Origin of the sequence: Burkholderia sp. Ax-1720, assembly GCF_011753035.1 — a bacterium.
GTDB lineage: Bacteria > Pseudomonadota > Gammaproteobacteria > Burkholderiales > Burkholderiaceae > Burkholderia > Burkholderia gladioli.
Window position 1 is genome coordinate 16,424 of record NZ_VWWK01000009.1, and the last position, 24,228, is coordinate 40,651.

Here is a 24,228-nt window from a genome sequence, read left to right on the forward strand (position 1 = left end):
TCGATCGCGTGTATGCACTGTAGGGCCGCGGCGCATCGGCTTGAATGTCCGGGCCGCTCAAGAACATGCCCGTTCGTCTCAAGCCCGTTTCCCGCTACCGCGCCCCATTCTTGAGCCACCTTGAATTGACTATCCAATCAGGACCGCTTATCGCCGCCTAGCCTGCTTGCTAGACTGCCCCGCATCGTGCACGCGCGTTCCAGGAGACAGCAGAATGGCCGATAGCGATCGCCCCAGCCCCCGCCTTTCCCGCCGCGATTTCATGGGGGCGACAGCCGCCACCGCCACCCTCGCCGCCGTGCCGATGCAGGCCCGCTCGGACGACACGCCAACCGTCATGGATGCGCGAGCCGCCGAGCCCGGGCAATGCGTGAGCATCGAGCCCATCGTCAACGGCCGGCCCGTCAAGGTCGAGCTCGACATCCGCGCCTCCCTGCTCGACCTGTTGCGCGAACGCCTGCACCTGAGCGGCGCGAAGAAGGGTTGCGATCACGGACAATGCGGTGCCTGCACGGTGCACGTCGAGGGCCGGCGCGTGGCCGCCTGCCTGAGCATGGCGGTCAGGATGGACGGCCGCCGCGTGACCACCATCGAGGGCCTGTCGGACGGCGAGACGCTGCACCCGATGCAGCAGGCCTTCATCGACCACGACGCCCTGCAATGCGGCTACTGCACGCCGGGACAGATCATGGCCGCGGTGGCCTGCGTGCGCGAAGGCCACGCGCTGTCGCGCGAAAGCATCCGCGAATACATGAGCGGCAACCTCTGCCGCTGCGGCGCCTACGTGGGCATCGTCGCCGCCATCGAGGCGGTGGTCGCCCAGGGAGGGACGGTCTGATGCGTACCTTCGGCTATACGCGGCCCGACAGCGTGCCCGCCGCGATCCAGGCCTTCGCCGCGGCGGGGCCCGGCGCCCGCTACCTCGGCGGCGGCACCACGCTCTACGACCTGATGAAGCTCGACGTCGAGCATCCCCGGCACCTGATCGACATCACCGCGATTGCCGGCATCGACGCGGTGGAAGCCGGCGGGCAAGGCCTGCGGATCGGCGCGCTGGCCACCATGAGCGAGGTGGCCGCGCATCCCGTCGTGCTGCGCGACTATCCCGTGCTGGCCGAATCGCTGGACCGTGCCGCCTCGCAGCAGTTGCGCAACATGGCGACGGTGGGCGGCAACCTGCTGCAGCGCACGCGCTGCCCGTATTTCCGCAACGGCGCGCTCTACCCCTGCAACAAGCGCGTGCCCGGCAGCGGCTGCGCGGCGATCGGCGGCCTCGATCGCAGCCACGCCGTGCTCGGCACCAGCGAGTCCTGCATCGCCGTCTATCCTGGCGATTGGGCGGTCGCGCTGGCCGCGCTCGATGCGAGCATCGAGGTGGCGGGCGCGGCCCGGGCTCGCCGCATTCCACTGCTCGCGCTGCATCGCCTGCCGGGAAGCACGCCGCATCTCGAGCATGTGCTGGAGCTGGGCGAGATGATCGTGGCGATCCACGTGCCCGCCACGCCGGCCGCGCGCGCCTCGACGTATCACAAGATCCGCGATCGCGAGAGCTACGCCTTCGCGCTGGTTTCCGCGGCGGTCGCGCTGGAACTGCGCGACGGCGTGGTGCGCGAGGCGCGGATCGCGCTGGGCGGCGTCGCCACCAAGCCATGGCGCGCCGGCCGCGCCGAGCGCTCGCTGCTGGGCCGCCCGCTCGATGCCGGCAGCGCGCTCGCGGCGGGCCGCCTGGCCTTCGCCGAGGCGCGCCCGGGCACGCACAACGGCTTCAAGATCGAGCTCGGCGCACGAGCCGTCGCCGACGCGCTCGAGATCGCCGGGAGCCGCGCATGAGCCTGCCTCCGCTTCCCGATCGCGCGCGCGTCGATGCCCGCGACAAGGTGCTGGGCCGCACGCGCTACGCGGCCGACGTGCCGATCCCCGGCCTGCTGCATGCCATGACGGTGCCCTCGACGATCGCGCGCGGCAGCCTGCTCGGCCTCGACATCGAGGCGGCCATGCGGGTGCCGGGCGTGCTGCGCGTGCTGACGTCGGCCGACTTCGCGAACGTGCCGCCGCTGGCGCCGAGCATCTCGCAAGGCGGCTACGGCTTCCAGAGCGTGCAGCCGATGGCGGGCGAGCGGATCGCCTATCGCGGCCAGGCCGTGGCGCTGGTGGTGGCGCAAACGCTGGAGGCGGCGATCGAGGCCGCCCAACTGGTCGAGCCGCGCTACGCGGCCGAGCCCTTCGCCGCGACGCTCGACCAGCCGGGCGCCACGCCCGAGCCGCTGGCCAGCCGCGGCGTGAGCGCCGGCGATGCGCAGGCGGCGCTCGCGCGGGCCGCGCATCGCGTCGAGGTCGAGTACCGCTTGCCGGCCCAGCACCACAATCCGATCGAGATGATCTCCACCACGGCCAGCTTCGAGGACAGCCGCCTGGTGATCCACGAGGGATCGCAGAACACCGCGGCCATCAAGTTCGGCCTGGCCGCCGCCCTGCAGCTCGACCCGGAGCGCATCCATGTCGCCAGCCCCTACACGGGTGGTGGTTTCGGGCAGAAGAACTCGCTGCAGAGCCAGACGGTGCTGGTGGCGCGCGCCGCGATCCTGCTGGGCCGACCGGTCAAGCTGGTGATGCCGCGCGCGCAACTGTTCCATACCGCCAGCTTCCGTCCCGAGAGCCGCCATCACGTCACGCTCGGCGCGGGCGCGGACGGCACGCTGCGCGCCGCTCGATACGAGGTGGCCTCGCAGGCCTCGCGCGCCGACAGCTACACCGGCGGCCATCACGAGATGCCCTCGCGGCTCTACGAGATGGCCTACCTGGGCACGGAGAGCGTGATCCACGTCGACACGCAGTCACCCGGCGCGATGCGCGCGCCGACCGAACATCCGGCCTCGGTGGCCTTCGAATGCGCGGTCGACGAGATGGCCTACCAGTTGGGCCAGGATCCGCTCGCGTTCCGCCTGGCCAACCAGGCCAGGCACGATCCCGTGTCGGGCCAGCCGTTTTCCTCGCGCTTCCTGGAACAGTGCCTGCGCGAAGGTGCCGAGCGCTTCGGCTGGGAGCGACGCAGCGCGGCGCCGCGTTCGATGCGCGCGGACGACGGCACGCAGATCGGCTGGGGCGTGGCCTGCGGCGCCTACAAGGCCGCCACCACGCCGACCCTGGCGAAGCTGCGCATCAGCGCGAGCGGCGCCACGCGCTTCGCCGTCGCCGGCCACGAGCTGGGCCAGGGCATGCGCAGCGCGATCACGGCGGCCCTGGTGGCGGAGCTCGATTGCGATCCGGCCAGGGTCGAGGTGCTGATCGGCGATACCGACCAGGCGCGCCAGCATCTCACCGCCGGCTCCTGGGGCACCGCCAGCGTGATCCCCGCGGTCCGGCACGCGGTCGAGCAGATGCGGGCCAGGGTCGACGAACTGCTGGCCGGCCGCCGCGTCGACGGCAACCTGCATCGACGCATCGCCGCCGTGCGGCGGCCCTTTCTCGAAGTCGAGGTGCAGGGCCTCGGGCCCGGGCAGACGGCGGCCGCCTACACCCGCTTCCTGGAGGGGCGCGTCGCGGCCACCGGCCCGGTCTATCCCGGCTTCACCAGCTTCAGCTGGATCGCCCACTTCGTCGAGGTTCGCGTCGAGCCGCGCACGCGCCGCGTGCGCGTGCCGCGCGTGGTCAGCGTGGCCGATTGCGGCCGCGTGATGAGCCCGCGCACGGCGGCCAGCCAGGTGCGCGGCGGCGTGGTCTGGGCGATCGGCGCCTCGCTGCGCGAGATCGGCGAAGTGGACGTGCGCTTCGGCGGCGCGCTCAACAACGACCTGGCCGAGTACCTGGTGCCGGTCAATGCCGATATCGGCTCGATCGAGGTGTCCTTCATCGACCAGCCCGACCCGCTGCTCAACGATGCCGGCGTGAAGGGGCTCGGCGAGGTGGCGATGGTGGGCGCCGCGGCGGCCATCAACAATGCCGTCTATCACGCCACCGGCACGCGCGTGCGCCGCATGCCGATCCGCGTCGAGGATCTGCTGTAGGCGTGGCCGGCGCGCGATTGCCCGCGCGCCGGCCGAGCGTCGCGCCCCGCCTTCCTCCTTCCATTCTCATCGAACCGCCGCGCGAGCCGCCTGCCCCATCGAGTCGACCCGTGCCTCTGCTAGAGTGTGCCGATCGAAACGCCGTGGCGGAGACCGGGTGGATATCAAGCAAATGAGACATTTCCTGGCGCTCGCCCAGGAACTCAACTTCGGTCGCGCCGCGGCGCGCCTGAACATGGCGCAACCGCCGTTGACGCGCCACATCCACGCGCTCGAGGCGCAACTGGGCGTGGCATTGTTCATACGAACGCCCAAGGGCGTGATCCTGACCGAAGCGGGCCGCACCCTGCTCGACCACATTCCCAACGTGCTGTTGCTGGCCGAGCGCGCCGAGCAGGAAACCCGCCTCACCGGCGAGGGCTACCTCGGCCGGCTCGACGTCGGCATCTTCAGCTCAGGCATCCTGAACGTCATCCCGCGCCTGCTGGCGGACTTCCACAAGGCCCGGCCGGCGGTGAAGATCAGCGTGCAGAACATGTCCAAGGCCGAGCAGATCGCGGCCCTGCGCGAGCGGCGCATCACCATCGGCTTCAATCGCCTGGTTCCCGAGGACGAGGGCCTGTGCGTGGAATCCGTGATGAAGGAGCGCTTCCTGCTGGCCCTCTACGAGGGCCATCCCTTGTGCCGGAAGAAGTCGATATCGCTGCGCGATCTCGACGACGAGCCGATGATCCTCTATCCGAACGCGCCGGTGCACGGGCTCGCGCAGGAGGTGGCGCTGGCTTTCCGCATGGAGGGCCTGCGCCTGCGCGTCGAGCAGGAAGTCGAGGACGTGGTGACCTGCATCGCCCTGGTGGCGAGCGGCTTCGGGGTGGCCATCACCACCGAGTCGGCCGCCAACCTGCGGCTGCCCTACGTGGTCTACCGCCCCCTGAGCAGCAAGCACCTGCGTGCCATCGAGCTGAGCTGCCTGTACCGCCGCGACAACGATTCGCCGACCCTGCAGTTCTTCCTGGAGGTGATCCGGCAGTTCGCCGCCAGGCGCCGCGCGCGCCTGGAAATCTGAACGCCGGCGGCCCTTCGACTCGATACCGATCCGGTATCGGGATCTGAGAATTCAGTATTGGACGGCATGGCCCGTGGTTTGACAACATGAGGTTCGACGACGCAGCGGATGCGTCATCCACTTCACAGGAAAGCCATGCCCATCGTTCATATCTCGCTGCTGGAGGGACGCGACCCGTCGCTCGTCAAGCAGTGCATCAAGGAAGTCGCCCGCTCGATCCACGACACGCTCGGCGCGCCGCTGGAGACGATCCGCGTGATCGCCACCATCGTGCCCGCGCAATACTGGGCGGTGGGCGACCAGACCAAGGACGAACCGCCCGCCGCCGGGGACGACGCGCGATGACGCCGGCCATGCTCGAAGCCGCCGCGGCCGCCCTTCGCGAGGCGGAGCGCAGCCGCGAATACATCGCGCCCCTGCGCGATACCTTTCCGGGCCTCGATATCGAGGATGCCTACGCGATCCAGCTCATCAACACGCGGCAGCGCCTCCAGCAGGGGCGGCGCGTGGTGGGCTGCAAGATCGGCCTGACCTCGCTGGCGGTGCAGAAGCAGCTCGGCGTGGATCGCCCCGATTTCGGCATGCTGTTCGACGACATGAGCTACGGCGACGGCGAACCGATCCCGGCCTCGATCCTGCACCAGCCGAAGATCGAGGCGGAGGTCGCCTTCATGATCGGCCGCGACCTCACCCAGCCGGTGCCCGGCCATGCGGACCTCGTCAACGCGATCGACTACGCCCTGCCGGCGCTGGAGATCGTCGGCAGTCGCATTGCCGGCTGGAACATCCGCATCGCCGACACCATCGCGGACAACGCCTCCTCGTCGGCCTTCGTGCTCGGCGGCAGCCCGCGCAAGCTGTCCGAATTCGACCTGCGCCTGTGCGGCATGGTGCTCGAGAGGCGCGGCGAACCGGTGTCGGTGGGCGCCGGCGCGGCCTGCCTCGGCAATCCGCTCAATGCGGTGGTGTGGCTGGCCCGCACCATGGCGACGCTGGGCACGCCGCTGAAGGCCGGCGACCTGGTGCTGTCGGGCGCGCTCGGGCCGATGGCGGCGGTCACGCCGGGCGACGTGTTCGAGGCACGTATCAACGGGCTCGGCGCGTTGCGTGCCGTTTTCGACCATGAACCGGCCGAGGTGCGGCAATGAACATGATCAACGAAGTCGCGCGAACCCTGGACCGGGCCGCGCACGAGGCGCGCGCCACCGCGCAGTTCGACGACGGCACGCTGTCGCTCGAGGATGCCTACGCGATCCAGCAGGCCTCGATCCAGCTGCGCGTGGCGCGCGGCGAGCAGCGGGTCGGCGTGAAGATGGGTTTCACCAGCCGCGCCAAGATGCTCCAGATGGGCTTGTCGGACGTGATCTGGGGGCGCCTGAGCTCGGCGATGCAGATCGAGGAAGGCTCGGCGATCGAGGCTTCGCGCTTCGTGCATCCGCGCGTGGAGCCGGAAATCGCCTTCGTGCTGAAACGCCCGCTGGCCGGCGATGTTTCGGCACCCGAAGCACTCGCGGCGGTCGAGGCGATCGCGCCGGCGCTCGAGATCATCGATTCACGCTACCGGGACTTCAAGTTCACCCTGCCCGAGGTGATCGCCGACAACGCCTCGTCGAGCGGCTTCGTGGTCGGCCCCTGGTGCAGCCCGCGTCTCGATTTCGGCAATCTCGGCCTGAGCCTGGCGATCGACGGGCGCATCGTGCAGGTCGGTTCGACCGCGGCCCTGCTCGGCCATCCGCTGCGCTCGCTGGTGGCCGCCGCGCGCCTCTCGGCGCAGGCCGGCGAGCCGCTGCAGGCCGGCTGGATCGTGATGGCCGGCGGCGCGACGCCGGCGGAGTGGATCAAACCGGGGCAGCACGTCAGCGTGGAAATGGAACGGCTCGGCAGCGCCGGCTTCCATCTGAAGCCCTGAGGCAGGCAAGGCGCCGGCCAGGTCCGGCAACAGGAAAACTCATGAACCGCAAAGCAAAAGTGGCGATCATCGGCCCGGGCAATATCGGCACCGACCTGATGATCAAGGTGATGCGCAACGCCAGGCACCTCGAAATGGGGGCGATGGTGGGCGTGGATCCGAATTCCGACGGCCTGGCACGGGCCGCGCGGCTCGGCGTGGCCACCACGGCGGCCGGCATCGACGGGCTGCTCGGCCTCGACATCTTCGGCGAGATCGACATCGTGTTCGACGCGACCTCGGCCGGCGCGCATCGCCGCCACGACGAGCTGCTCCGGCAACACGGCGTGCAGGTGATCGACCTGACGCCCGCCGCGATCGGCCCCTACGTGATCCCCGCGATCAACCTGGAGGCCGAAAACGCCACCAACATGAACATGGTGACCTGCGGCGGGCAGGCGACGATCCCGATCGTCGCGGCGGTGTCACGCGTGGCGCAGGTGCATTACGCGGAAATCGTCGCCTCGATCGCGAGCAAGTCGGCCGGGCCCGGCACGCGCGCGAACATCGACGAATTCACCGAAACCACCCGCAGCGCGATCGAGAAGCTCGGCGGCGCGACGCGCGGCAAGGCGATCATCGTGCTCAATCCGGCCGAGCCGCCGCTGATCATGCGCGATACGGTATTCGTGCTGTCCGAGCCGGCCGACCAGGACGCCGTGCGCGAGAGCATCGCCGCGATGGTGGCCAGCGTGCAGGCCTATGTGCCGGGTTATCGCCTGAAGCAGCAGGTGCAGTTCGAATTGATCGACGCCTCCGCGCCGCTGAACATTCCCGGCGTGGGCCCGATGCACGGCCTGAAGACCTCGGTATTCCTCGAGGTGGAAGGCGCGGCGCACTACCTGCCCGCGTATGCCGGCAATCTCGACATCATGACCTCCGCGGCACTGGCCTGCGGCGAGCTGATGGCGCAACGCAGGATGGCGGCCGGCATCGCGCGCGGCAAGCAGGAGACCATGTGATGAAGACCGGCAAGCAGCTCTATATCTCGGACGTCACGCTGCGCGACGGCAGCCACGCGATCCGCCACCAGTACAGCGTGGCGCAGGTGCGGGCCATCGCCGCGGCGCTCGACGAGGCCGGCGTGGACAGCATCGAGGTGGCGCACGGCGACGGCCTGCAGGGCTCGAGCTTCAACTACGGCTTCGGCGCGCACAGCGACGTGGAATGGATCGCCGCCGCCGCGCAGAGCGTGAAGACGGCGAAGATCGCCACCCTGTTGCTGCCCGGCATCGGCAGCACCCACGACCTGCGCAACGCCTACGACGCAGGCGCGCGCATCGTGCGGGTGGCGACCCACTGCACCGAGGCGGACATCTCGCGGCAGCATCTCGAGTACGCGCGCGAACTCGGCATGGACGCGGTCGGCTTCCTGATGATGAGCCACATGACCACGCCCGGGAAACTCGCCGGGCAGGCCAGGCTGATGGAGAGCTACGGCGCCTCCTGCGTCTACGTGGTGGATTCCGGCGGCGCGCTGGGCATGAACGACATCCGCGAGCGCTTCCGTGCCTTCAAGGACGTGCTGCGCCCCGAAACCGAAACCGGCATGCACGCGCATCACAATCTCAGCCTCGGCGTGGCGAACTCGCTGGTGGCGGTGGAGGAAGGTTGCGATCGCATCGATGCCAGCCTGGCCGGCATGGGCGCGGGCGCCGGCAACGCGCCGCTCGAGGTGTTCGTCGCGGCGGCCGAGCGCCAGGGCTGGCGGCACGGCTGCGATCTCCACAAGCTGATGGACGCGGCCGACGACCTGGTGCGCCCCCTGCAGGACCGTCCGGTTCGCGTCGATCGCGAGACGCTGGCGCTCGGTTATGCCGGAGTCTATTCGAGCTTCCTGCGGCATGCGGAGATCGCCGCGGCGCGATACCAACTCAAGACCGTGGACATCCTGGTCGAGCTGGGCAGGCGCAAGATGGTAGGCGGCCAGGAAGACATGATCGTCGACGTGGCCCTGGACCTGCGCGAGCGGGCAGCCCGGGCGCGGGACCAGGCCGCCTGAGGGCCGTCCCGCGAACCGATCCGGCGGGCGCTGGTCCAGGCCCGTCGCAACCAACCTGAGCGGCGTCGCGCGGCGACGCCGACTGGCCCGGCCGGCAAGGAGCGCCCGAGAGCGTCCTGCCCCGGAGCCGGTGGATATCAAAGGAGACAGTGTCGATGACACAAGACAAACTCGCCCAACTGGAAAACCGGGTGCTCGGCGTGACCTTCGCCGGCTGGGCCCTGGACGCCATGGACTTCATGTGCTTCGCACTCCTCACGCCGGTACTGATCCGGGTGCTGGGCGTGACGCATGGCCAGGCCGGCGCGATCACCTCGGCCGCGCTGTTCACCTCGGCGCTCGGCGGCTGGATCGCCGGCATGCTGGCCGACCGCTTCGGCCGGGTGCGGGTGCTGCAATGGGTGGTGCTGTGGTTCGCGGTGTTCTCCGCGCTGTGCGGTTTCGCCGAAGGCGCCCACCAGTTGCTGGTGCTGCGCGCCCTGCAGGGTTTCGGCTTCGGCGGCGAATGGGCGGTCGGTGCCGCCCTGATCAGCGAAATGGTGCGGCCGGAGAATCGCGGCAGGACCATGGGCATCGTGCAGAGCGGCTGGTCGGTGGGCTGGGGCTGCGCGATCGTGCTGGTCGGCGGCGTGTTCGTGCTGTTCCCCGAGGCCCTGGGCTGGCGCGTGGTGATGTGGTTCGGTGCGATCCCCGCGCTGCTGGTGGTCTACATGCGCCACAAGCTGCCCGAATCGCCGGCCTTCCTGGCGGCCCGGCAGGCCGCCGTGCGGCCGCCCTCGCCCGGCGCGATCTTCGCGCGCGGCTTGCGGCGCAACACCCTGCTCGGCTGCCTGATGACCTTCGGCCTGCAAGGGGGCTACTTCGCCGTGCAGGGCTGGCTGCCGACCTACCTGGCCACGGTGCGCGGCTTCTCGATGGGCCACACCGCGCTGGACATGTGCGTGGTGATCGTCGGCTCCTTCAGCGGCAACCTCTCGCATGGCTACCTGAGCGACCGGATCGGCCGGCGCATCACCTTCATCGGCTTCGCCCTGTGCGCGGCGCTGGCGGTGGTGCTCTACATGCTGATCCCGCTCGGGCATCTCGGCCTGACGCTGATGGCGCTGCCGCTCGGCTTCTTCACCTCGGGCGTGTACGGCGGGGTCGGCGCGATCCTCGCCGAGCTGTTCCCGACCCTGATGCGCGGCGCCGGCCAGGGTTTCACCTACAGCTTCGGCCGCGGCATGGGTGCCATCTTCCCGGCGATCGTCGGCGCGATCAGCGCGCATCTCTCGCTGGGCATGGCGATCGCCGTGTTCGCCTCCGCCGCCTATGCGCTGGCGGCCGTGGCGGTGTCCCTGATGGGCGCGCCGCGCCGCGACGAGGTGGCCGGCACCGCGGCCAGCCGGGGCCAGGGCCCGAGCGGGAAAACCGCCTGAGACCCGGGGCGCGATGGTCCCGGAAGCGTTCCGGAAATTCGCGCCCCTCACCGCTTCCTATCCGATCATCCAATCCATTCATCTCGAGGAATACGCCATGGCCGACATCAAACCCGATCCCGCCGTGCTGAAAAACGCCTTCGGCGACGCCAGCCAAATCGACCCCGAGGCCGCGCGGCGCGCCCGGACCTATCTGGACATGGCCGGCTTCGTGCCGCCGCGCGTGCAGACGCGCCTGGCCGTGACCGGCGCCCTGGACCCGACCATGCTGTCGCTGCAGGAAGCCGCGCGCGACCACGCGCTCGCCCCCGCCTGCTTCGATGAAAAGACCACCCAGCTGATGGTGTTCGGCATCATGCTCGGCCAGCTGAACGACGCCGCGCAGATGCACGGCATCGCCGCGCGCCGCGCCGGCGCGAGCTGGGAGGAACTGCAGGCCGTGATCAATCTCTGCTACCTGTTCCGGGGCGTGCCGGCCGCCAATCGCGGCGCGGACATGCTGGCGGCGATCGCCATGCGCGAGGCGGAGGCCAGCGGACAATGAGCGCCAGCCACCGCGCCGGGCAACCGGGGCACGCCTGTCCCGGGCCGGATCGCGATACCAGGGAGCCGGCCTTCCGGCTGCCCGCCGGCAGTTGCGACTGCCACGTACATGTGTTCGGGCCGCAGGCCAGCTACCCGTTCAGCGAGGCGCGCAGCTACACGCCCGAGGATTGCACGGCGGACGACCTCGACCTGCTGCATCGCAGGCTCGGCATCGATCGCGCAGTGATCGTGCATGGCGGCGCCCACGGCCTCGACAACCGGGTAACGCTGGACGCCCTGGACCGGGCGCCGGAGCGCCTGCGGGGCGTGGCCGTGATCCGCCCCGGCCTGCCGCGCGCGACGCTCGACGACATGCACCGGCGCGGCATGCGCGGCTGCCGGATGTCGACCGTGGTGAGCGGCGGCGCGGGCTTCGAGCACCTGCCCGAGCTGGCCCGCGAAACGGCGCCGCTCGGCTGGCACCTGGTGCTGCACTTCAACCGGTCGAGCGAGCTGGTGGACGTCGAGGCCCGCTTGCTGCGAACCGGAAGCGATTTCGTGCTCGACCACATGGCGCGCATCACGGCCGCCGAGGGCATCGCCTCGCCGGCTTTCGACACCATGATGCGGCTGCTCGACAGCGGCCGGTGCTGGGTCAAGCTGGCCAGCCTCTATCGCCTGTCGTCCCGGGCGTATCCGCACGCGGACCTGTTGCCGATGATCGAGCGCGTGGTGGCGCACCGCCCGGATCGCCTGCTGTGGGGCAGCAACTGGCCGCATCCGATCTGCCCGGTGCCGATGCCGAACGACGGCGACCTGGTCGACCTGCTGCCCGCATGGCTGCCGACCGAAGCGCTGCAACGACAGGTGCTGGTGGACAACCCCGCCCGTCTTTACGGATTCGACGCGTAGCACACTGCCCCGAGCCACGGATCGCTCGGGGCGGAACGAGAAAAATAATCGGTATAACTAATCAGGTGGAGGAGACGATGAAAAAGTATGTGTATTTGTCGGCGGGCTTGTTGTCCGTCTCGGGGCTGGCCCATTCGCAAAGCAGCGTGATGCTCTACGGCATCATCGACGAGGCCGTGGTGGTGCAGAGCAACCAGCGCGGCACGACGCCCAACGCGGCCTCCGGCAGCCGCCGCTACTACCTGGATTCCCTGTCGGGCATCAACGGCAGCCGCTGGGGCCTGCGCGGCGAGGAAGCGCTCGGCGGCGGCCTGAAGGCCATCTTCACGCTGGAAAGCGGCATCAACATCAATAGCGGCGCGCTGGCGCAAGGCGGGCTGCTGTTCGGTCGCCAGGCCTTCGTGGGCCTGGCCAGCGACCGATACGGCAGCCTCACGCTCGGCCGCCAGTACGACGAGGTGGTCGACTTCATCGGCCCCCTGATCTTCGCCGGCAAGATGGGCTCGATCTTCGATGCGCTGCCCGGCGACATGAACAATGCCGACAGCGGCCAGCGCATCAACAACGCGGTGAAGTACAGCAGCCGGAGTTATGGCGGGCTGCGCTTCGCCGCGATGTACAGCCTGGGCGGCGTGGCGGGCGCCACGGGGCGCGACCAGGTCTATTCGGCCGGCCTCGAATATCGGCGCGGCCCGCTGGGCCTGGCTGCCGCCTACCTGAAGGCGAATCAGCCCAACGTGTCGATCTTCAGCAACAGCGCGGCCGGCGCCGGCACGCTCGGCACCGCCAGCACCAGCGTCACCACGCCGGTGTACAGCGGCTACCTGAGCGCCAATTCCTACCAGGTGGCATCGGCCGGCGGCACCTACGCATTCGGTCCGCTCAGCCTGAGCGCCATCTACTCGAACGTGCAGTTCCAGCACCTGGGCAGCAGCCTGTCCGCGATCGGCGCGAACCACGTGCCGGCGGGCAGCGCGCAAGGCACCGCGATCTTCAACGCGATCGAGCTCAATGCCGCCTGGCGCATCACGCCGGCCTGGCAGGTCGGCGGCTCGTACGCGCATACCGCGGGCAGCCACGTGACCAACGCGGCGGGCGCGGCCTTCGGCGGCGCGCGCTACGATCAGTTCGCGCTGGCCACCGATTACGCGCTGTCCAAGCGCACCGACGTCTATCTCGCGGGAGTCGTCCAGCTCGCCGGCGGCACGGATTCGACCGGCGAACGCGCGGTGGCCAACCTGAACACGGCCACCGCCTCGTCGAATAGCCGCCAGGCGATCCTGAGGCTGGGGATCCGGCAGAAATTCTGATGGGCGCCCCATGAGTGAATCCCGGCCCGGGCCCTCGTGCCGCGACGGCCCCCGGTTCGCCTCGCGCTCAGCCCGGCGGCACCAGCGCGTCGAGCAGCTTGCGCACCGGCGCGGCCAGCGTGTCGGGCGCGCGCGAGACCAGCTTCAGCGCGCGCCGCGACCATTGCTCGTCGAGCTCGACCACCGAGAACGGCAGCACGTCGCGCAGCCGGCGCGTGGTCGATTCGGGCACGATCGACACGCCGACGCCGGCCGCCACCATATGGCAGATCGCCTCGAAGCTCTCCACCTGGGTGCGCAGCCGCAGGTTCTGGCCCAGCAGCAGCGCCGTCTTCGAGACGTACTGCTGGTGCGAGGAGCGCTCGTTCAGGCCGATGAAGTTCCATTCCAGCACCTGGTGGAAGCGGATCGCGTGCTGGCCGGCGAGCGCGTGGCGATGCGGCACGATGACGACGAAGCGATCGTCGCGAAACGGCGCCACCTCGAGCCGGCGCGTATTGACCAGCCCGACGATGATGCCGAGGTCGGCACCGCCCTCGTCGACCGCGCGCACCGTCTCCGGGCTCGTGTGTTCCTGCACGTCGACGTTGATGCCGGGATGCTCGGCGAGGAATCGCGCCAGCAGCGCCGGCAAGAATTCGTGGATGGCGTTGGTGTTGGCGAACAACCGGATGTTGCCGCGCATGCCTTCGCCGAACTGCGAGAGGTCGTGACGCAGCCGGGTGGTTTCCCGCAGCATCGCGATGGTGTGCTGCAGGAACACCTCGCCGGCCGGCGTCAGCTCGACGCCGCGGCTATGGCGCGACAACAGCGTGGCGGCGACCGATTCCTCCAGCGCGCGGATCCGCGAACTCGCCGCCGCCACCGCGATCGGCAGGCTTTCCGCCGCCTTCGTAATGTTCCCGCAAGCCGCCACGGCCGCGAACAATCTCAGATCGGTCAAATCGAAACGCATCCTGTCTCCATCGCATTGCGCGCGGCATGGCGGCCTCGATATCGGCCGGGCCCGCTCCGTGATGGCGGCGACCTTAGCACAGCATGCCGCTTCGCGAAGGCCCGCGGCCTCGTCCCGGCGTTCGCGATTCGCGAACGCTAGCCCAAGGAAATAGCGACACGGGCCGCCGCCAGCCCGCGCAGAATGTTTCGGGTCGACGGGCGATGCGGCCGACACCGAATCGGCGCATCCCCGCAGCAAGCCACGCCGGCACGACCGGCCCCGCCCCACCCTGGAGGAGACTGATCCCATGTCATGGAAACCGCTGGCCCGCGTCGCCGAGGTGCCGTCCGGCACCGTCAAGGCCTGTCGCGTCGAGGCCACCCCGATCGCGCTGTACAACCTCGACGGCGAATTCTTCGCCACCCACGATATCTGCACGCATGCGCATGCCTGCCTGTCCGACGGCTACCTGGAGGACGGCAGGATCGAATGCCCGCTGCACCAGGGCCTGTTCGACGTGAGGACCGGCAAGGCCGTGTCGGGGCCGGTGGACGTGGACCTGCGGACCTACGCGGTGCGCATCGAAGGCGACGAGGTGCTGGTCGATGTCGAATGAAGCCATCCAGCACCGCCGCGCGCGGGCAGGTTCCCGGCGGGTGAGGCCATGAGCCGGCGCACCGTCGTCGTCGGCGCGGGGCAGGCCGGCGCGAGAACCGCCACGGCCCTGCGCCGGCTGGACGAGTCCGTCGAGATCGTGCTGCTCGGCGAGGAACGCGAGCTGCCCTACGAGCGCCCGCCGCTGTCGAAGGAAGTGCTGAACGGCAGCCTCGCGTCGAAGACCACGCTGTTTCCGCTCGGCTGGTACGAGGAGCAGCGCATCGCGCTGCGCACCGGCGTGCGCGTCGAGGGTTTCGACTGGCGCGCACGGCAGGTCAGGCTCGCGCACGGCGAAACGCTCGGCTACGACGACCTGGTGCTGGCCACCGGCGTGCGCGCACGGCCGCTCGGGGTGCCGGGCGCCGCGCTCGACGGCGTGCTGACGCTGCGCACGCTCGACGACAGCGCGACGCTCTCGGCAAGGCTCAAGCCGGGCACGCGGCTGGTGGTGATCGGCGGCGGCTTTCTCGGGCTCGAGATCGCCGCGACGGCCAGCGCGCGCCATTGCGCCGTGACCGTGCTCGAAAGCGGCAACGGCCTGCTGCCGCGGATCTTCGGCGGCTTCCTGGGCGACTACCTGGCGGCGCTGCATCGCGCGCATCGCGTCGAGGTCCGCACCGGCGCGACGGTCGACGCGATCGAAGGCGGGACGGCCGTCGAGGCGGTCAGGCTCGGCGACGGCAGCCGGCTCGCGGCCGACGTGGTGGTGGTGGCGATCGGCGCACTCGCCAACGACGAGCTGGCCCGTGCGGCCGGCGCGGAATGCGCCGACGGCGTGCTGGTCGACGCCGAGACGCGCAGCTCGCTGCCTTCGGTGTACGCGGTCGGCGACGTCGCCCGGCAGCGCCGGCACTGGCTCGGCGAATCGATCCGCCTCGAATCGTGGGAGAACGCCGAGCTGCAGGCACAGGCCGCGGCCCGCTCGATCGCGGGCCTGGAACCGGCCGCGAGCGCCGCGCCCTGGTTCTGGACCGACCAATACGACCGCAACATCCAGATGCTGGGCGACCGCGCGGCCGAGGACCGGGTGCTGGTCCGCGGCGACCTCGAGGCCGCTTCCTGGTGCGCGTTCTTCGTCGCCGATGACGTCATCCGCGGCGCGCTGCTGGTGAACGCGGGCCGCGAGCGACGCATCGTCAAACGGCTGATCGACACGCGGCAGCGCATCGACGCGGCCGGCATCGCCAATCCGGGGCGGCCGCTCGCCGGCCTGGCGCTCGACTGACCCCGCGCGGCCTCCACGCGCTCCGGCGCGGGAGCCACCCGCATCGCATTGCCATTTCACGGAGAGGAAACATGGAGACAGCAATCAAATGGGCCACGCGCGCCACGGCAGCCGACGCGGCCGCCGGCGGCGACACGCCCGACTACGTCTGGCCCGAGGGCGGCTGCTCGCGCATCCCGTTCTGGGTCTACACGGACGACGCCATCTATCGCCGCGAGCAGGAACGGATCTTCCGCGGGCCGAACTGGTCCTATGTGGCGCTCGAATGCGAGATCCCGAACCCGGGCGACTTCAAGCGCAGCTTCGTCGGCGACCTGCCGATCGTGGTGGTGCGCGACACCGACGGCAGCGTCAACGCCTTCAGCAACAGTTGCGCGCATCGCGGCGTGGCCTTCTGCCAGAGCGAGCACGGCAATGCCAAGTCCTTCACCTGCCCCTATCACCACTGGAGCTATGACCTCAAGGGCAAGGTCACGGGCCTGCCGTTCCGCCGCGGCTACAAGGGCAAAGGCGGCATGCCGGCGGATTTCGACCTGGCCGCGCATCGCGCCGAACCGCTGGCGGTGAACGTGCGCAACGGCGCGATCTTCGCCTCCTTCGATGCGAGCGTCGAATCCTTCGAGGACTACCTGGGCCCGCGCATGCTGTCGTATTTCGATCGCGTGTTCGACGGGCGCAAGCTCGAACTGCTCGGCTACATGCGGCAGCGCATCGAGGGCAACTGGAAGTTCATGTTCGAGAACCTGAAGGACCCCTATCACGCCAGCCTGCTGCATGTGTTCTTCGTGACCTTCGGCCTGTTCCGGATGGACACCGAATCGGCCATCGAGATGGACTCGACCGGGCGCCACTGCGCGATGATCAACCGCCGCGGCGGCCAGCTCGACGAGGTGGCCGCGCACGAGATGCGCCAGACGCTGCGCGGCGACATGCAGCTGAAGGACGCGCGCGTGCTCGACCTGATCCGCGAGTATCCAGGCGACGTGACGGCGGTGATGAGCACGATCTGGCCGAACCTGATCATCCAGCAGCAATCGAACACGCTGGCGATGCGCCACCTGGTGCCGCGCGGGCCGGGCAGCCACGACCTGCACTGGACCTTCTTCGGCTACGCCGACGATACGCCCGAGATGCGCGCGCACCGGATCCGCCAGGCCAACCTGATGGGGCCGGCCGGGTTCGTGTCGGTGGACGACAGCGAGGTGATGGTGATGTCCCAGGAGGGCGTGACGCCCTACAAGCATCGCGCCGGCGTGGCGGAGATGGCCGGGCGCACGGTCGAGGATCACGACCACACGATTACCGAGGTGGCCGTGCGCGGCCTCTATCAACACTATCGCAAGGTGATGGGATTATGAGCGGTTCGACTCGTCAAGGCAGGCAGGCGGTTTCGGCCGAGGTGCGCTTCGGCATCATGGATCTGTACGCGGAATACGGCATGGCGCTCGACGAAGGCCGCTACCAGGACTGGGCGGCTTGCTTCGGCGCGCGGGCCGAGTATCGGCTCACGACCAGGGAGAACCACGAACGCGGGCTGCCGATCGCGATCATCTACTGCGACGGCCGGGGCATGATCGACGATCGCGCCTTCACCACCGCCCAGACCACCATCTCGCAGCCGCGCGCGCTGCGCCACATCGTGAGCGGCATCGCGATCGAGGCGGACGGCGACGGCTACCGCGTCGGCGCCGACTTCCTGATCCTGCAGACCATGCTGGACCGCATGACCGAGATCGTGATGTCGGGGCGCTACCACGATCGCGTGGTGCTCGACGGCGAGCGCTGGCTGTTCGACAGGCGCGTCTGCGTGACCGACACGCTGCTTTATCCGACCTCGGTGGTGGCACCGGTCTGAGCGGCGCGCCGACGGGCTTGCCGCGCCGCTTGCCGCGCGCGGCAAGCCCCGGGCCCGGCTCACGCCGGGCCTTTTCCCTTCTAGAACCAGTGGTTCATGCCGAACGACACACCCGTCTGCTTGTCGTGCCCCGACGGATTCAGCGTCGCATTGCTCACGTAGCCGCCCGTGAAATGCGTGTAGTCGATATCGGCATAGAGCTCGGTGCGCTTGGACAGCAGGTAGTTGATGCCGAGGATGGCGACGTCCTTGCGGCCGTCCACGCTGCTGGTGGTGTTCTTGTTGTCATAGTAGGCGCCCGTCACGTTGAAGACCGGCGTGGCGTGATAGCGGAAACCGCCCCACATGTACTGGTTGCGCGTGCGGCCGCTCATGGTGGAAGGCACCGCCTGCAGGTTGAGCGAATAGCCGCCCATCACCTCCACCGGGCCCAGCGCCACCGCGCCGCCGGCGGTGTATTGGTCGCTGCCGAAATACGCGCTCGAGGTGCTGGGCACCGGGCTGGAGCGCCGCGTATAACCGGCGCCGAACTTGAAGGCCGTGGTGTGGTAATTCACGCCGGCCGCCAGCATGGTGCCGCTCGCGAGGCTGCCCGGGATGCCGCCCGGCGCGTAGGCGGCGCGCGCCGTCCAGGGGCCGAAGTCGCCGTGATAGTGGATCGCGTTGTCGTCGCGGCCGCTGGTGCCGCCCGAGACCGCCGCGGCCTCGGTCACGCCCAGGTAGTGCAGGCTAAACGGCTCGAAGTCGCGGATCAAGCGGTGCTGCAGCGTGAACTGGTGCCCGATGTCGATCTGCCCGAAGGGCCCGCCGATCCCCACCGTCGAATTGCGCTGGAACAGCTGGTTGGTACTGCTGCTGTTGGCGCCGGTCGAGAGGATGTAGCCGGCCTCCAGGTCGAAGCGCGCGTAGTAGCCGCCGCCCAGTTGCTCGATTCCGAGGATGCCCCAGCGGTTCGACTTGTAGACGCCGTTCGAGGCCATCGACAGCGCCGCGCCGCCGGCCTTGGTGCCGTTCACCACGTTGCGCAGGCCGCCGTCCAGCGAGCCGTAAAGCGTGACGCTGCTTTGCGCGTGCGCGGCGCCGCTCGACAGGCCCAGCATGGTCAGCGTGGCCAGCGAACGTCGCATGCCGAAGCGGCGCGCGCCGCCTGGTACTCCAGTTTCAGACATATCTCCTCCATTGACTTCGTTCTATCGATGCGTCGGGAGCCGCGTTGCAAGGCGCCTCCCCTGTCTTTCCCGCCCGGCGTTCCCGGCTCGATGCGCCGCGCCGGCGCGGCCTCAGAACTGCACGCGCGTGCCGCCGCCGATGGTGGTGCCGGTCGCCAGGCGGCTGGCGCGATCGGACAGCACGGCCGCATAGAGATCGGTTCGCCTGGACAGCGGGTAGTCGTAGGCCAGCGACCAGGTATTGCGGTAGACCGAGCTGTTGCCGGAACTCTTCGAATAGGCATCCGAACCGAGGATCCGGCCGACGCCCACCGGAATCGAGAAACCGAGCTGGCCGGTATCGATGCCGACCCGGCCGCTGGAGATCGCATCCCAGACGTGCTGGTACTGGCCGTAGAGCTTCACGAAGCCCAGGTCCCAGGAGGCGCCGAGGTTGAGCACCGACTGGGTGGTGAGCCCGGGCAGCACGGTGCCGAGGTCGCCGGCATTGAGGCTGTACTTGATGCGCTGGTACACCAGCGAGGTGGCGAAGCCGCCGTTGTTGTAGGCGAGCTGGCCGCTCCACTTGTTCTGCCCGAGATGGCCCGGCGCATTGCCGAAGCTGTACATCGCCCGGCCGACGAAGCCGCCGATGGCGGGCGAGGCGTAGTACGCGGCGTTCCACCACTCGCCCGCATTGCCGAACACGCCCTGCCCGTTCACGCCCACATAGCTGTGCAGCACGATCGGCGAGAACACGAACGAGTTCCAGAACGGGTTGAAGGTGATCGTCGAGTACCACAGCAGCGGCGGGATCAGGCCGACGGTCGCCGTGCCGTAGCGGCCGCTCAGCCCGACATAGGCGTTGCGCGAGAACAGCCCGTCGTTGGGGAAACCGGTGCGGCCCATCGCGCCGGTCTGGATGTTGAAATAGCCTTCCAGGTCGAAGATCGCCCGGGTGCCGCCGCCGAGGTCCTCGCTGCCGCGCAGGCCGAAATACGGCGCGGTCATGCCGCCGTTGCCGGCCACCACGCTCGACGGGCCGCTCATCGGCTTCTTGTAGGCGACGAACGCGTCGAGCATCCCGTAGAGCTGCACGCTCGATTGCGCGTGCGCCGCCCCGGCGCACAGGGCCGCGCCCAGCGCGAGCGCCGTCGCCTTCCATTTCGTTTTCATCGATGCCTCCTCCTGTTCCAAACCCGGGATCCGGATCCGCGAAGCGGGCAGCCTCCAGCACATCGGAAGCCGTCGAATCGCACGCCGAAGTCTTGTTTCTTATTTCTTATTGATAGGTACTGCGAAATGACTGACCTGCATGGCGAGGCTGGATTTCCAGCCCGCGCCGGAGTCAGGCATTGCCGGGAGGCGGCTGGCTGGCCGCCCCGCCCCGGCTCAGGCCCGCTTGCGCGCGGCCGCCGGCACCGCTTGCGGCTGCGTCGAGCACAGCAGCGAATGCAGCACCACCAGCGTGAGGCCGCCCGAGATCACCGGCTGCTGCAGCACCAGTTGCAGCATCAGCGGCATCGCGTGGATCACCTCGGGCGGGATGAACAGGCCGCCGAGGCCGACCAGGAAGGCCAGGCCCGAGGCGATCAGGCGGCGATCGTCCCATTGGACCTGCTCCAGGATGTGCACGCCGTGCATGAAGACGATGCCGAACAGCAGCGTGGCAGCGGCCGAGATCACCGAGATCGGCACCACCACCAGCAGCATGTCGAATTTCACGCAGGCGCCGAGCACGATCAGGAACACGCCGGCGGTGAAGGTCACGTAGCGCGAGCCGACGCGCGTGGCGCGCAGGATGCCGATATTGTCGGGATAGGCGATGGTGCTGAAGCCGCCCCACATCGCCGCGATCACCGAGCCGAGCGCGACGCCGAACAGGCCCTCGGACATGCGGCCCGGGCTCAGCGATTCCTCGCCCCATTCGGCCACCGTCTGGTAGAGCGCCATCGAGCCCATGCCGGCGGGGATCAGCACCAGCAGGAACACCGCCACCAGGTCGGGGCGCACGCCGAAGCCGAACGGGAAGATCCGCGGCGTCACCACCAGCGGCGCGGCCGCCACCGCCGCGAAGGAAATCGGCTGGAACAGCGTGTAGGCCAGCGTGCCGAGCGCGAGGCCGAACAGGATCGCGATGCGGCGCAGCCGGCGGCCGCCCCACAGCATCGCGAACACGATGCCGGCCACCGCCACCGCGCCCGAGAGCAGGTTCACCACCGGGAAGCCGGGGCTGCGGGTGCTGCCGATCCAGGTGGGCAGCGCCACGCTCGCGATCTGCACCACGATCAGCATCACCACCATCCCGGAGATGATGGGCACGCGCAGGTGCCGTGCGAACAGGCCCGCCACGCTGCGTCCGCGGATCGGCACCGTGAGCAGGCACCAGACCAGCGAGGCGGCGAAGAAGGAACCGAAGGCGGTGCCCAGGCCGCCCGACTGCAGGTGGCCGACGCTCAGCAGCGCGCCGAAGCTGCCCGCGTAGGGGCCCTGCGCGATCGGCAGGCGCAGCAGCAGCACCGATTGCAGGATCGTGACGATCCCGCAGGCCATGAAGGTCATGCCGTAGAGGTAGGCGATCTGCGCGTCGGGCAGGTGGAAGGCGCGGCCGAGCAGCCCCGGGAACACGAACATGCCGGTCATGCCGAACACGTTCTGCAGCGCCAGCACGGCCAGTTGCGGCAGCGGCAGCCGCTCGTTGATGCCCACCTCGAAGGCGCGCGCGGGCGGCGCTTCGGTGGCCTCGCGAGCGGTCGCGGCGCGGGCGTTCGGCGTGTCTGTACTCAAGGTATGTTCCATGGGAGCTGGATGAAATCCTGCCGGGGCCGGCCTCGCGGGCTCAGTTGTCGAGCGGCACGTTGCGCGTCTCGGGGCCGAACCAGATCGACACCATGCCGACGATGAACAGCAGCGACACCGCCGCCGAGGCGGCCGGAAACGAGCCGAACCGCGCCACCACCGCATTGCCGGCGATCGGGCCGATACTGGTCAGGGCGCGCGCCATGTTCCAGCAGAAGCCCTGCCCGGTGGCGCGCACGCGGGTGGGGAACAGCTCGGGCAGATAGGAGGCGAAGGTGCCGAACGCGCCGATCACGAAGTAGCCGTAGACGGGCATCAGCCACAGCACCTGGTCGATCCGGTGCACGGTCATGAACAGCACCAGGGACACCGCCAGCGAGCCGACCGAGAAGATGAAATAGGACAGGCGCCGGCCGAGCGCGTCGAGCATCCAGATCAGCGTCAGGTAGCCGAGCGTCGCGCCGATCATCATGAAGATGAAGGCGTAGCTGACCGTGCCGCCGACGTCGCGATGGTCGGCCGCCGCCGCCGACAACTGGTGGATCCAGCTCGGCAGGAAGGTCAGGCCGCCCCAGCAGCCGAGCATTGCGGCCGAGGAGACGATCACGCCGACGATGGTCTTGCGGCGCAGGCCCGGCGCGAAGATCGCGGTGAAGGTCTGCAGCGCCGATTCGGCCTGGACGCTGTCGCGCACCTGCACCCAGCGCTGCGGCTCGGGCACGAAGCGGCGCACCAGGATGGTCACCAGCGCGGGCGCGGCGCCCACGCCGAGCACCACGCGCCAACCGTAGCGGCCGAGCAGCAGGTTGTCGAGCGCGGCCGCCAGGAAGCCGAAGGCGAAGGCCATCTGCATGATCTGCATGGCCCGCGCGCGCTGCTTGCCGGGCCAGGATTCGGCCACCAGCGCGGCGCCCGCGGCCCATTCGCCGCCGATGCCGAAGCCGGCCAGCGCCTGCGCCACCGCCAGTTGCGGCCAGGATCGCGCGAACGCGCTCAGCAGCGTGAAGGCGGCATAGACCAGGATGGTCCAGCCCATCACGCGCGAGCGGCCGAAGCGGTCGGCGGCCACCCCGAACAGCACGCCGCCGATGCCCCAGGTGAGCAGCTTGCCCGCGATGATGTAGCTGCCGATCTTGCTGATCTCGGTGGCGTCGGTGCTGTGCAGCAGCTGGCTCACGCTCGGCACCAGCACCAGCGTGAACAGGTTCAGGTCCATCGAATCGAACATCCAGCCGAGGAAGGCCGAAACCAGCGCCAGCCACTGGTAGCGCGACAGCCTGAACCGCTGCGGCTCCACCGCGGCCTCCGACGAGGACGTCTCGAAGCCCTGCGAAGTGCCCATTGCTTGTGTCTCCTGATTTTTTTGTCGCTCCGGCGAGCGGCACGCTCCGGGCAGGCCTTGGTGCCGGCCGGCCAGGTCGTTCGGCGCAGTATAACGTAATGCAATTAGATTGCAATACAGATTATTGTATTACGACATGAAGTCCATCGAGGGAGATCGCCGCGGTGCGGCGCAGGCAGGCAGAGCGGAAACGGGCCGGGCGCGCGGGCCGTTCCGAGGCGGGTGAAGCGGGCCGGGCAGCCGGCGTGAAGCGGCCGCGGCAAGGGAAAAAAGCGTCGCGGATTGCCGCTCGCGACGCGAACTTCCACCGCCGGCACGGCGGTGGAAAGGACGTTACGGCGAAGGCTGGCGTGGCCCCCGCTTCACGCGGTCGCCACCGCGAGCACCTCGACCGCCAGCTTCTCGGCCTGCTCGACATGCCGCTTGCAGGCCGCGGCGGCCGCGTCGGCATCGTTCTTCAGCACCGCGTCGACGATCGCCGAGATTTCCTCGTAGCTCTGCGGCAGACGCCCCGCCTGCGAGAGCGTGGTTGCGCGCAGCATCATCACGCGCGCGTGCACCAGGCGCAGCATCTCGGTGAGCACCGGGTTGCCGGCGCCCTCGAGCATCACGTCGTAGAAGCGCGCTTTCTGCTTCAGGAACGACAGGATGCCTTCCTGGCCCTGCTGGCTGCGCAGCGCGGCCAGCTCCTTGAGCGCCTGCTTGAGCGCGAGCCGCTGCTCCTTGCTCGCGCGCTCGGTGAACTGGCGGCCCGCCAGCGCCTCGAGCACCGCGCGCACCTCGTACAGGCCCTTGGCCTCCTCCCCCGTCATCACTGCAACGATCGGCCCCTTGTGCGGAATGATCTGCACCAGCCCCTCGGCCACCAGCTGGCTCAGCGCCTCGCGAACCAGGGTGCGGCTCACGCCCAGCATTTCACACAGCTCACGCTCGATCAGGCGGTCGCCCGGCTTGAAGGTCAGGTCGCTGATGCACGAGCGTAACCCGTCGATCACCTGCTGGCGAAGCGTCGCCACCGGCCGCACTACTTGTCTGTTGGTATTCATTCGGTCCTTTTTTTCACCTGAATTTAAGGAAGCC

At 69.3% G+C, this 24,228-nt stretch carries 23 protein-coding genes; 17 read left to right on the forward strand and 6 right to left on the reverse strand.

Going from position 1 to position 24,228, the window contains the following annotated elements:
* The first annotated feature begins 214 nt into the window (after positions 1 to 214).
* The 13 genes from F3J18_RS04895 (at position 215) to F3J18_RS04955 (ending at position 13,185) form a co-directional block, all read left to right on the forward strand.
* Entirely contained in the window at positions 215 to 838 is a 624-nt protein-coding gene (locus F3J18_RS04895; RefSeq protein ID WP_025097159.1) for a (2Fe-2S)-binding protein, read from the forward strand.
* Positions 838 to 1,830 (forward strand): xanthine dehydrogenase family protein subunit M, encoded by a 993-nt coding sequence (locus F3J18_RS04900; protein WP_166911699.1) that lies wholly within the window; start codon positions 838 to 840, stop codon positions 1,828 to 1,830. Before F3J18_RS04895 ends, F3J18_RS04900 begins: the two co-directional genes overlap by 1 nt.
* Positions 1,827 to 4,004, forward strand: coding sequence for a xanthine dehydrogenase family protein molybdopterin-binding subunit (locus tag F3J18_RS04905; RefSeq protein WP_166911701.1), 2,178 nt, complete (start codon positions 1,827 to 1,829; stop codon positions 4,002 to 4,004). Before F3J18_RS04900 ends, F3J18_RS04905 begins: the two co-directional genes overlap by 4 nt.
* 157 nt (positions 4,005 to 4,161) lie before the next feature.
* The gene (locus F3J18_RS04910; protein ID WP_166911703.1) at positions 4,162 to 5,070 is read left to right on the forward strand and encodes a LysR family transcriptional regulator; all 909 of its coding nucleotides are present in this window, start codon (positions 4,162 to 4,164) and stop codon (positions 5,068 to 5,070) included.
* Between the two features lie 135 nt (positions 5,071 to 5,205).
* Positions 5,206 to 5,415 carry a tautomerase family protein gene (locus F3J18_RS04915; RefSeq protein WP_166911705.1) on the forward strand — a complete coding sequence of 70 codons (210 nt, stop codon included), beginning with the start codon at positions 5,206 to 5,208 and terminating at the stop codon, positions 5,413 to 5,415.
* Positions 5,412 to 6,218 carry a fumarylacetoacetate hydrolase family protein gene (locus tag F3J18_RS04920; protein WP_166911707.1) on the forward strand — a complete coding sequence of 269 codons (807 nt, stop codon included), beginning with the start codon at positions 5,412 to 5,414 and terminating at the stop codon, positions 6,216 to 6,218. Before F3J18_RS04915 ends, F3J18_RS04920 begins: the two co-directional genes overlap by 4 nt.
* Complete coding sequence (locus tag F3J18_RS04925; protein WP_166911709.1) at positions 6,215 to 6,979, forward strand: fumarylacetoacetate hydrolase family protein; 765 nt, start codon at positions 6,215 to 6,217, stop codon at positions 6,977 to 6,979. Before F3J18_RS04920 ends, F3J18_RS04925 begins: the two co-directional genes overlap by 4 nt.
* 41 nt (positions 6,980 to 7,020) lie before the next feature.
* The gene (locus F3J18_RS04930; protein WP_166911711.1) at positions 7,021 to 7,980 is read left to right on the forward strand and encodes an acetaldehyde dehydrogenase (acetylating); all 960 of its coding nucleotides are present in this window, start codon (positions 7,021 to 7,023) and stop codon (positions 7,978 to 7,980) included.
* Positions 7,980 to 9,020 carry a 4-hydroxy-2-oxovalerate aldolase gene (gene dmpG / locus F3J18_RS04935; RefSeq protein WP_166911713.1) on the forward strand — a complete coding sequence of 347 codons (1,041 nt, stop codon included), beginning with the start codon at positions 7,980 to 7,982 and terminating at the stop codon, positions 9,018 to 9,020. Before F3J18_RS04930 ends, dmpG begins: the two co-directional genes overlap by 1 nt.
* A gap of 155 nt (positions 9,021 to 9,175) precedes the next feature.
* A complete protein-coding gene (locus F3J18_RS04940) occupies positions 9,176 to 10,438 on the forward strand; it encodes an MFS transporter (RefSeq protein ID WP_166911715.1) in 1,263 nt (420 codons plus the stop codon).
* A gap of 97 nt (positions 10,439 to 10,535) precedes the next feature.
* On the forward strand, positions 10,536 to 10,982 hold the full coding sequence (locus F3J18_RS04945) for a carboxymuconolactone decarboxylase family protein (protein ID WP_166911717.1): 447 nt from the start codon (positions 10,536 to 10,538) through the stop codon (positions 10,980 to 10,982).
* On the forward strand, positions 10,979 to 11,875 hold the full coding sequence (locus F3J18_RS04950; protein ID WP_166911719.1) for an amidohydrolase family protein: 897 nt from the start codon (positions 10,979 to 10,981) through the stop codon (positions 11,873 to 11,875). Before F3J18_RS04945 ends, F3J18_RS04950 begins: the two co-directional genes overlap by 4 nt.
* Before the next feature lie 77 nt (positions 11,876 to 11,952).
* On the forward strand, positions 11,953 to 13,185 hold the full coding sequence (locus tag F3J18_RS04955; protein WP_166911721.1) for a porin: 1,233 nt from the start codon (positions 11,953 to 11,955) through the stop codon (positions 13,183 to 13,185).
* A gap of 67 nt (positions 13,186 to 13,252) precedes the next feature.
* On the opposite strand, the gene F3J18_RS04960 is transcribed toward F3J18_RS04955, so the two are convergent.
* Positions 13,253 to 14,140 carry a LysR family transcriptional regulator gene (locus F3J18_RS04960; RefSeq protein WP_166911723.1) on the reverse strand — a complete coding sequence of 296 codons (888 nt, stop codon included), beginning with the start codon at positions 14,138 to 14,140 and terminating at the stop codon, positions 13,253 to 13,255.
* 289 nt (positions 14,141 to 14,429) lie between these two features.
* Here F3J18_RS04960 and F3J18_RS04965 point away from each other — a divergent pair, with 289 nt between their 5' ends.
* From F3J18_RS04965 to F3J18_RS04980, 4 genes are all read left to right on the forward strand, one after another.
* Positions 14,430 to 14,738, forward strand: a complete 309-nt coding sequence (locus F3J18_RS04965) for a non-heme iron oxygenase ferredoxin subunit (protein WP_025097155.1) — start codon at positions 14,430 to 14,432, stop codon at positions 14,736 to 14,738.
* Positions 14,739 to 14,786: 48 nt separating this feature from the next.
* The gene (locus F3J18_RS04970) at positions 14,787 to 16,004 is read left to right on the forward strand and encodes an FAD-dependent oxidoreductase (RefSeq protein WP_166911725.1); all 1,218 of its coding nucleotides are present in this window, start codon (positions 14,787 to 14,789) and stop codon (positions 16,002 to 16,004) included.
* A 71-nt stretch (positions 16,005 to 16,075) separates the two neighbouring features.
* Positions 16,076 to 17,362 (forward strand): aromatic ring-hydroxylating dioxygenase subunit alpha, encoded by a 1,287-nt coding sequence (locus F3J18_RS04975; RefSeq protein WP_166911727.1) that lies wholly within the window; start codon positions 16,076 to 16,078, stop codon positions 17,360 to 17,362.
* Positions 17,359 to 17,859, forward strand: a complete 501-nt coding sequence (locus F3J18_RS04980) for a nuclear transport factor 2 family protein (RefSeq protein ID WP_166911729.1) — start codon at positions 17,359 to 17,361, stop codon at positions 17,857 to 17,859. Before F3J18_RS04975 ends, F3J18_RS04980 begins: the two co-directional genes overlap by 4 nt.
* A gap of 80 nt (positions 17,860 to 17,939) precedes the next feature.
* Here F3J18_RS04980 and F3J18_RS04985 read toward each other — a convergent pair whose 3' ends face one another.
* The 5 genes from F3J18_RS04985 to F3J18_RS05005 all read right to left on the reverse strand — a co-directional run bounded on the left by F3J18_RS04985 (position 17,940) and on the right by F3J18_RS05005 (position 24,194).
* Positions 17,940 to 19,028 (reverse strand): porin, encoded by a 1,089-nt coding sequence (locus F3J18_RS04985; RefSeq protein WP_025097151.1) that lies wholly within the window; start codon positions 19,026 to 19,028, stop codon positions 17,940 to 17,942.
* 111 nt (positions 19,029 to 19,139) lie between these two features.
* A complete protein-coding gene (locus tag F3J18_RS04990; RefSeq protein WP_166911731.1) occupies positions 19,140 to 20,183 on the reverse strand; it encodes a porin in 1,044 nt (347 codons plus the stop codon).
* Between the two features lie 216 nt (positions 20,184 to 20,399).
* Positions 20,400 to 21,806, reverse strand: a complete 1,407-nt coding sequence (locus F3J18_RS04995) for a solute carrier family 23 protein (protein WP_166911733.1) — start codon at positions 21,804 to 21,806, stop codon at positions 20,400 to 20,402.
* Positions 21,807 to 21,846: 40 nt separating this feature from the next.
* Positions 21,847 to 23,148, reverse strand: a complete 1,302-nt coding sequence (locus F3J18_RS05000; protein ID WP_166911735.1) for an MFS transporter — start codon at positions 23,146 to 23,148, stop codon at positions 21,847 to 21,849.
* A gap of 362 nt (positions 23,149 to 23,510) precedes the next feature.
* A complete protein-coding gene (locus F3J18_RS05005; RefSeq protein ID WP_025097147.1) occupies positions 23,511 to 24,194 on the reverse strand; it encodes a GntR family transcriptional regulator in 684 nt (227 codons plus the stop codon).
* Positions 24,195 to 24,228 lie beyond the last annotated feature (34 nt).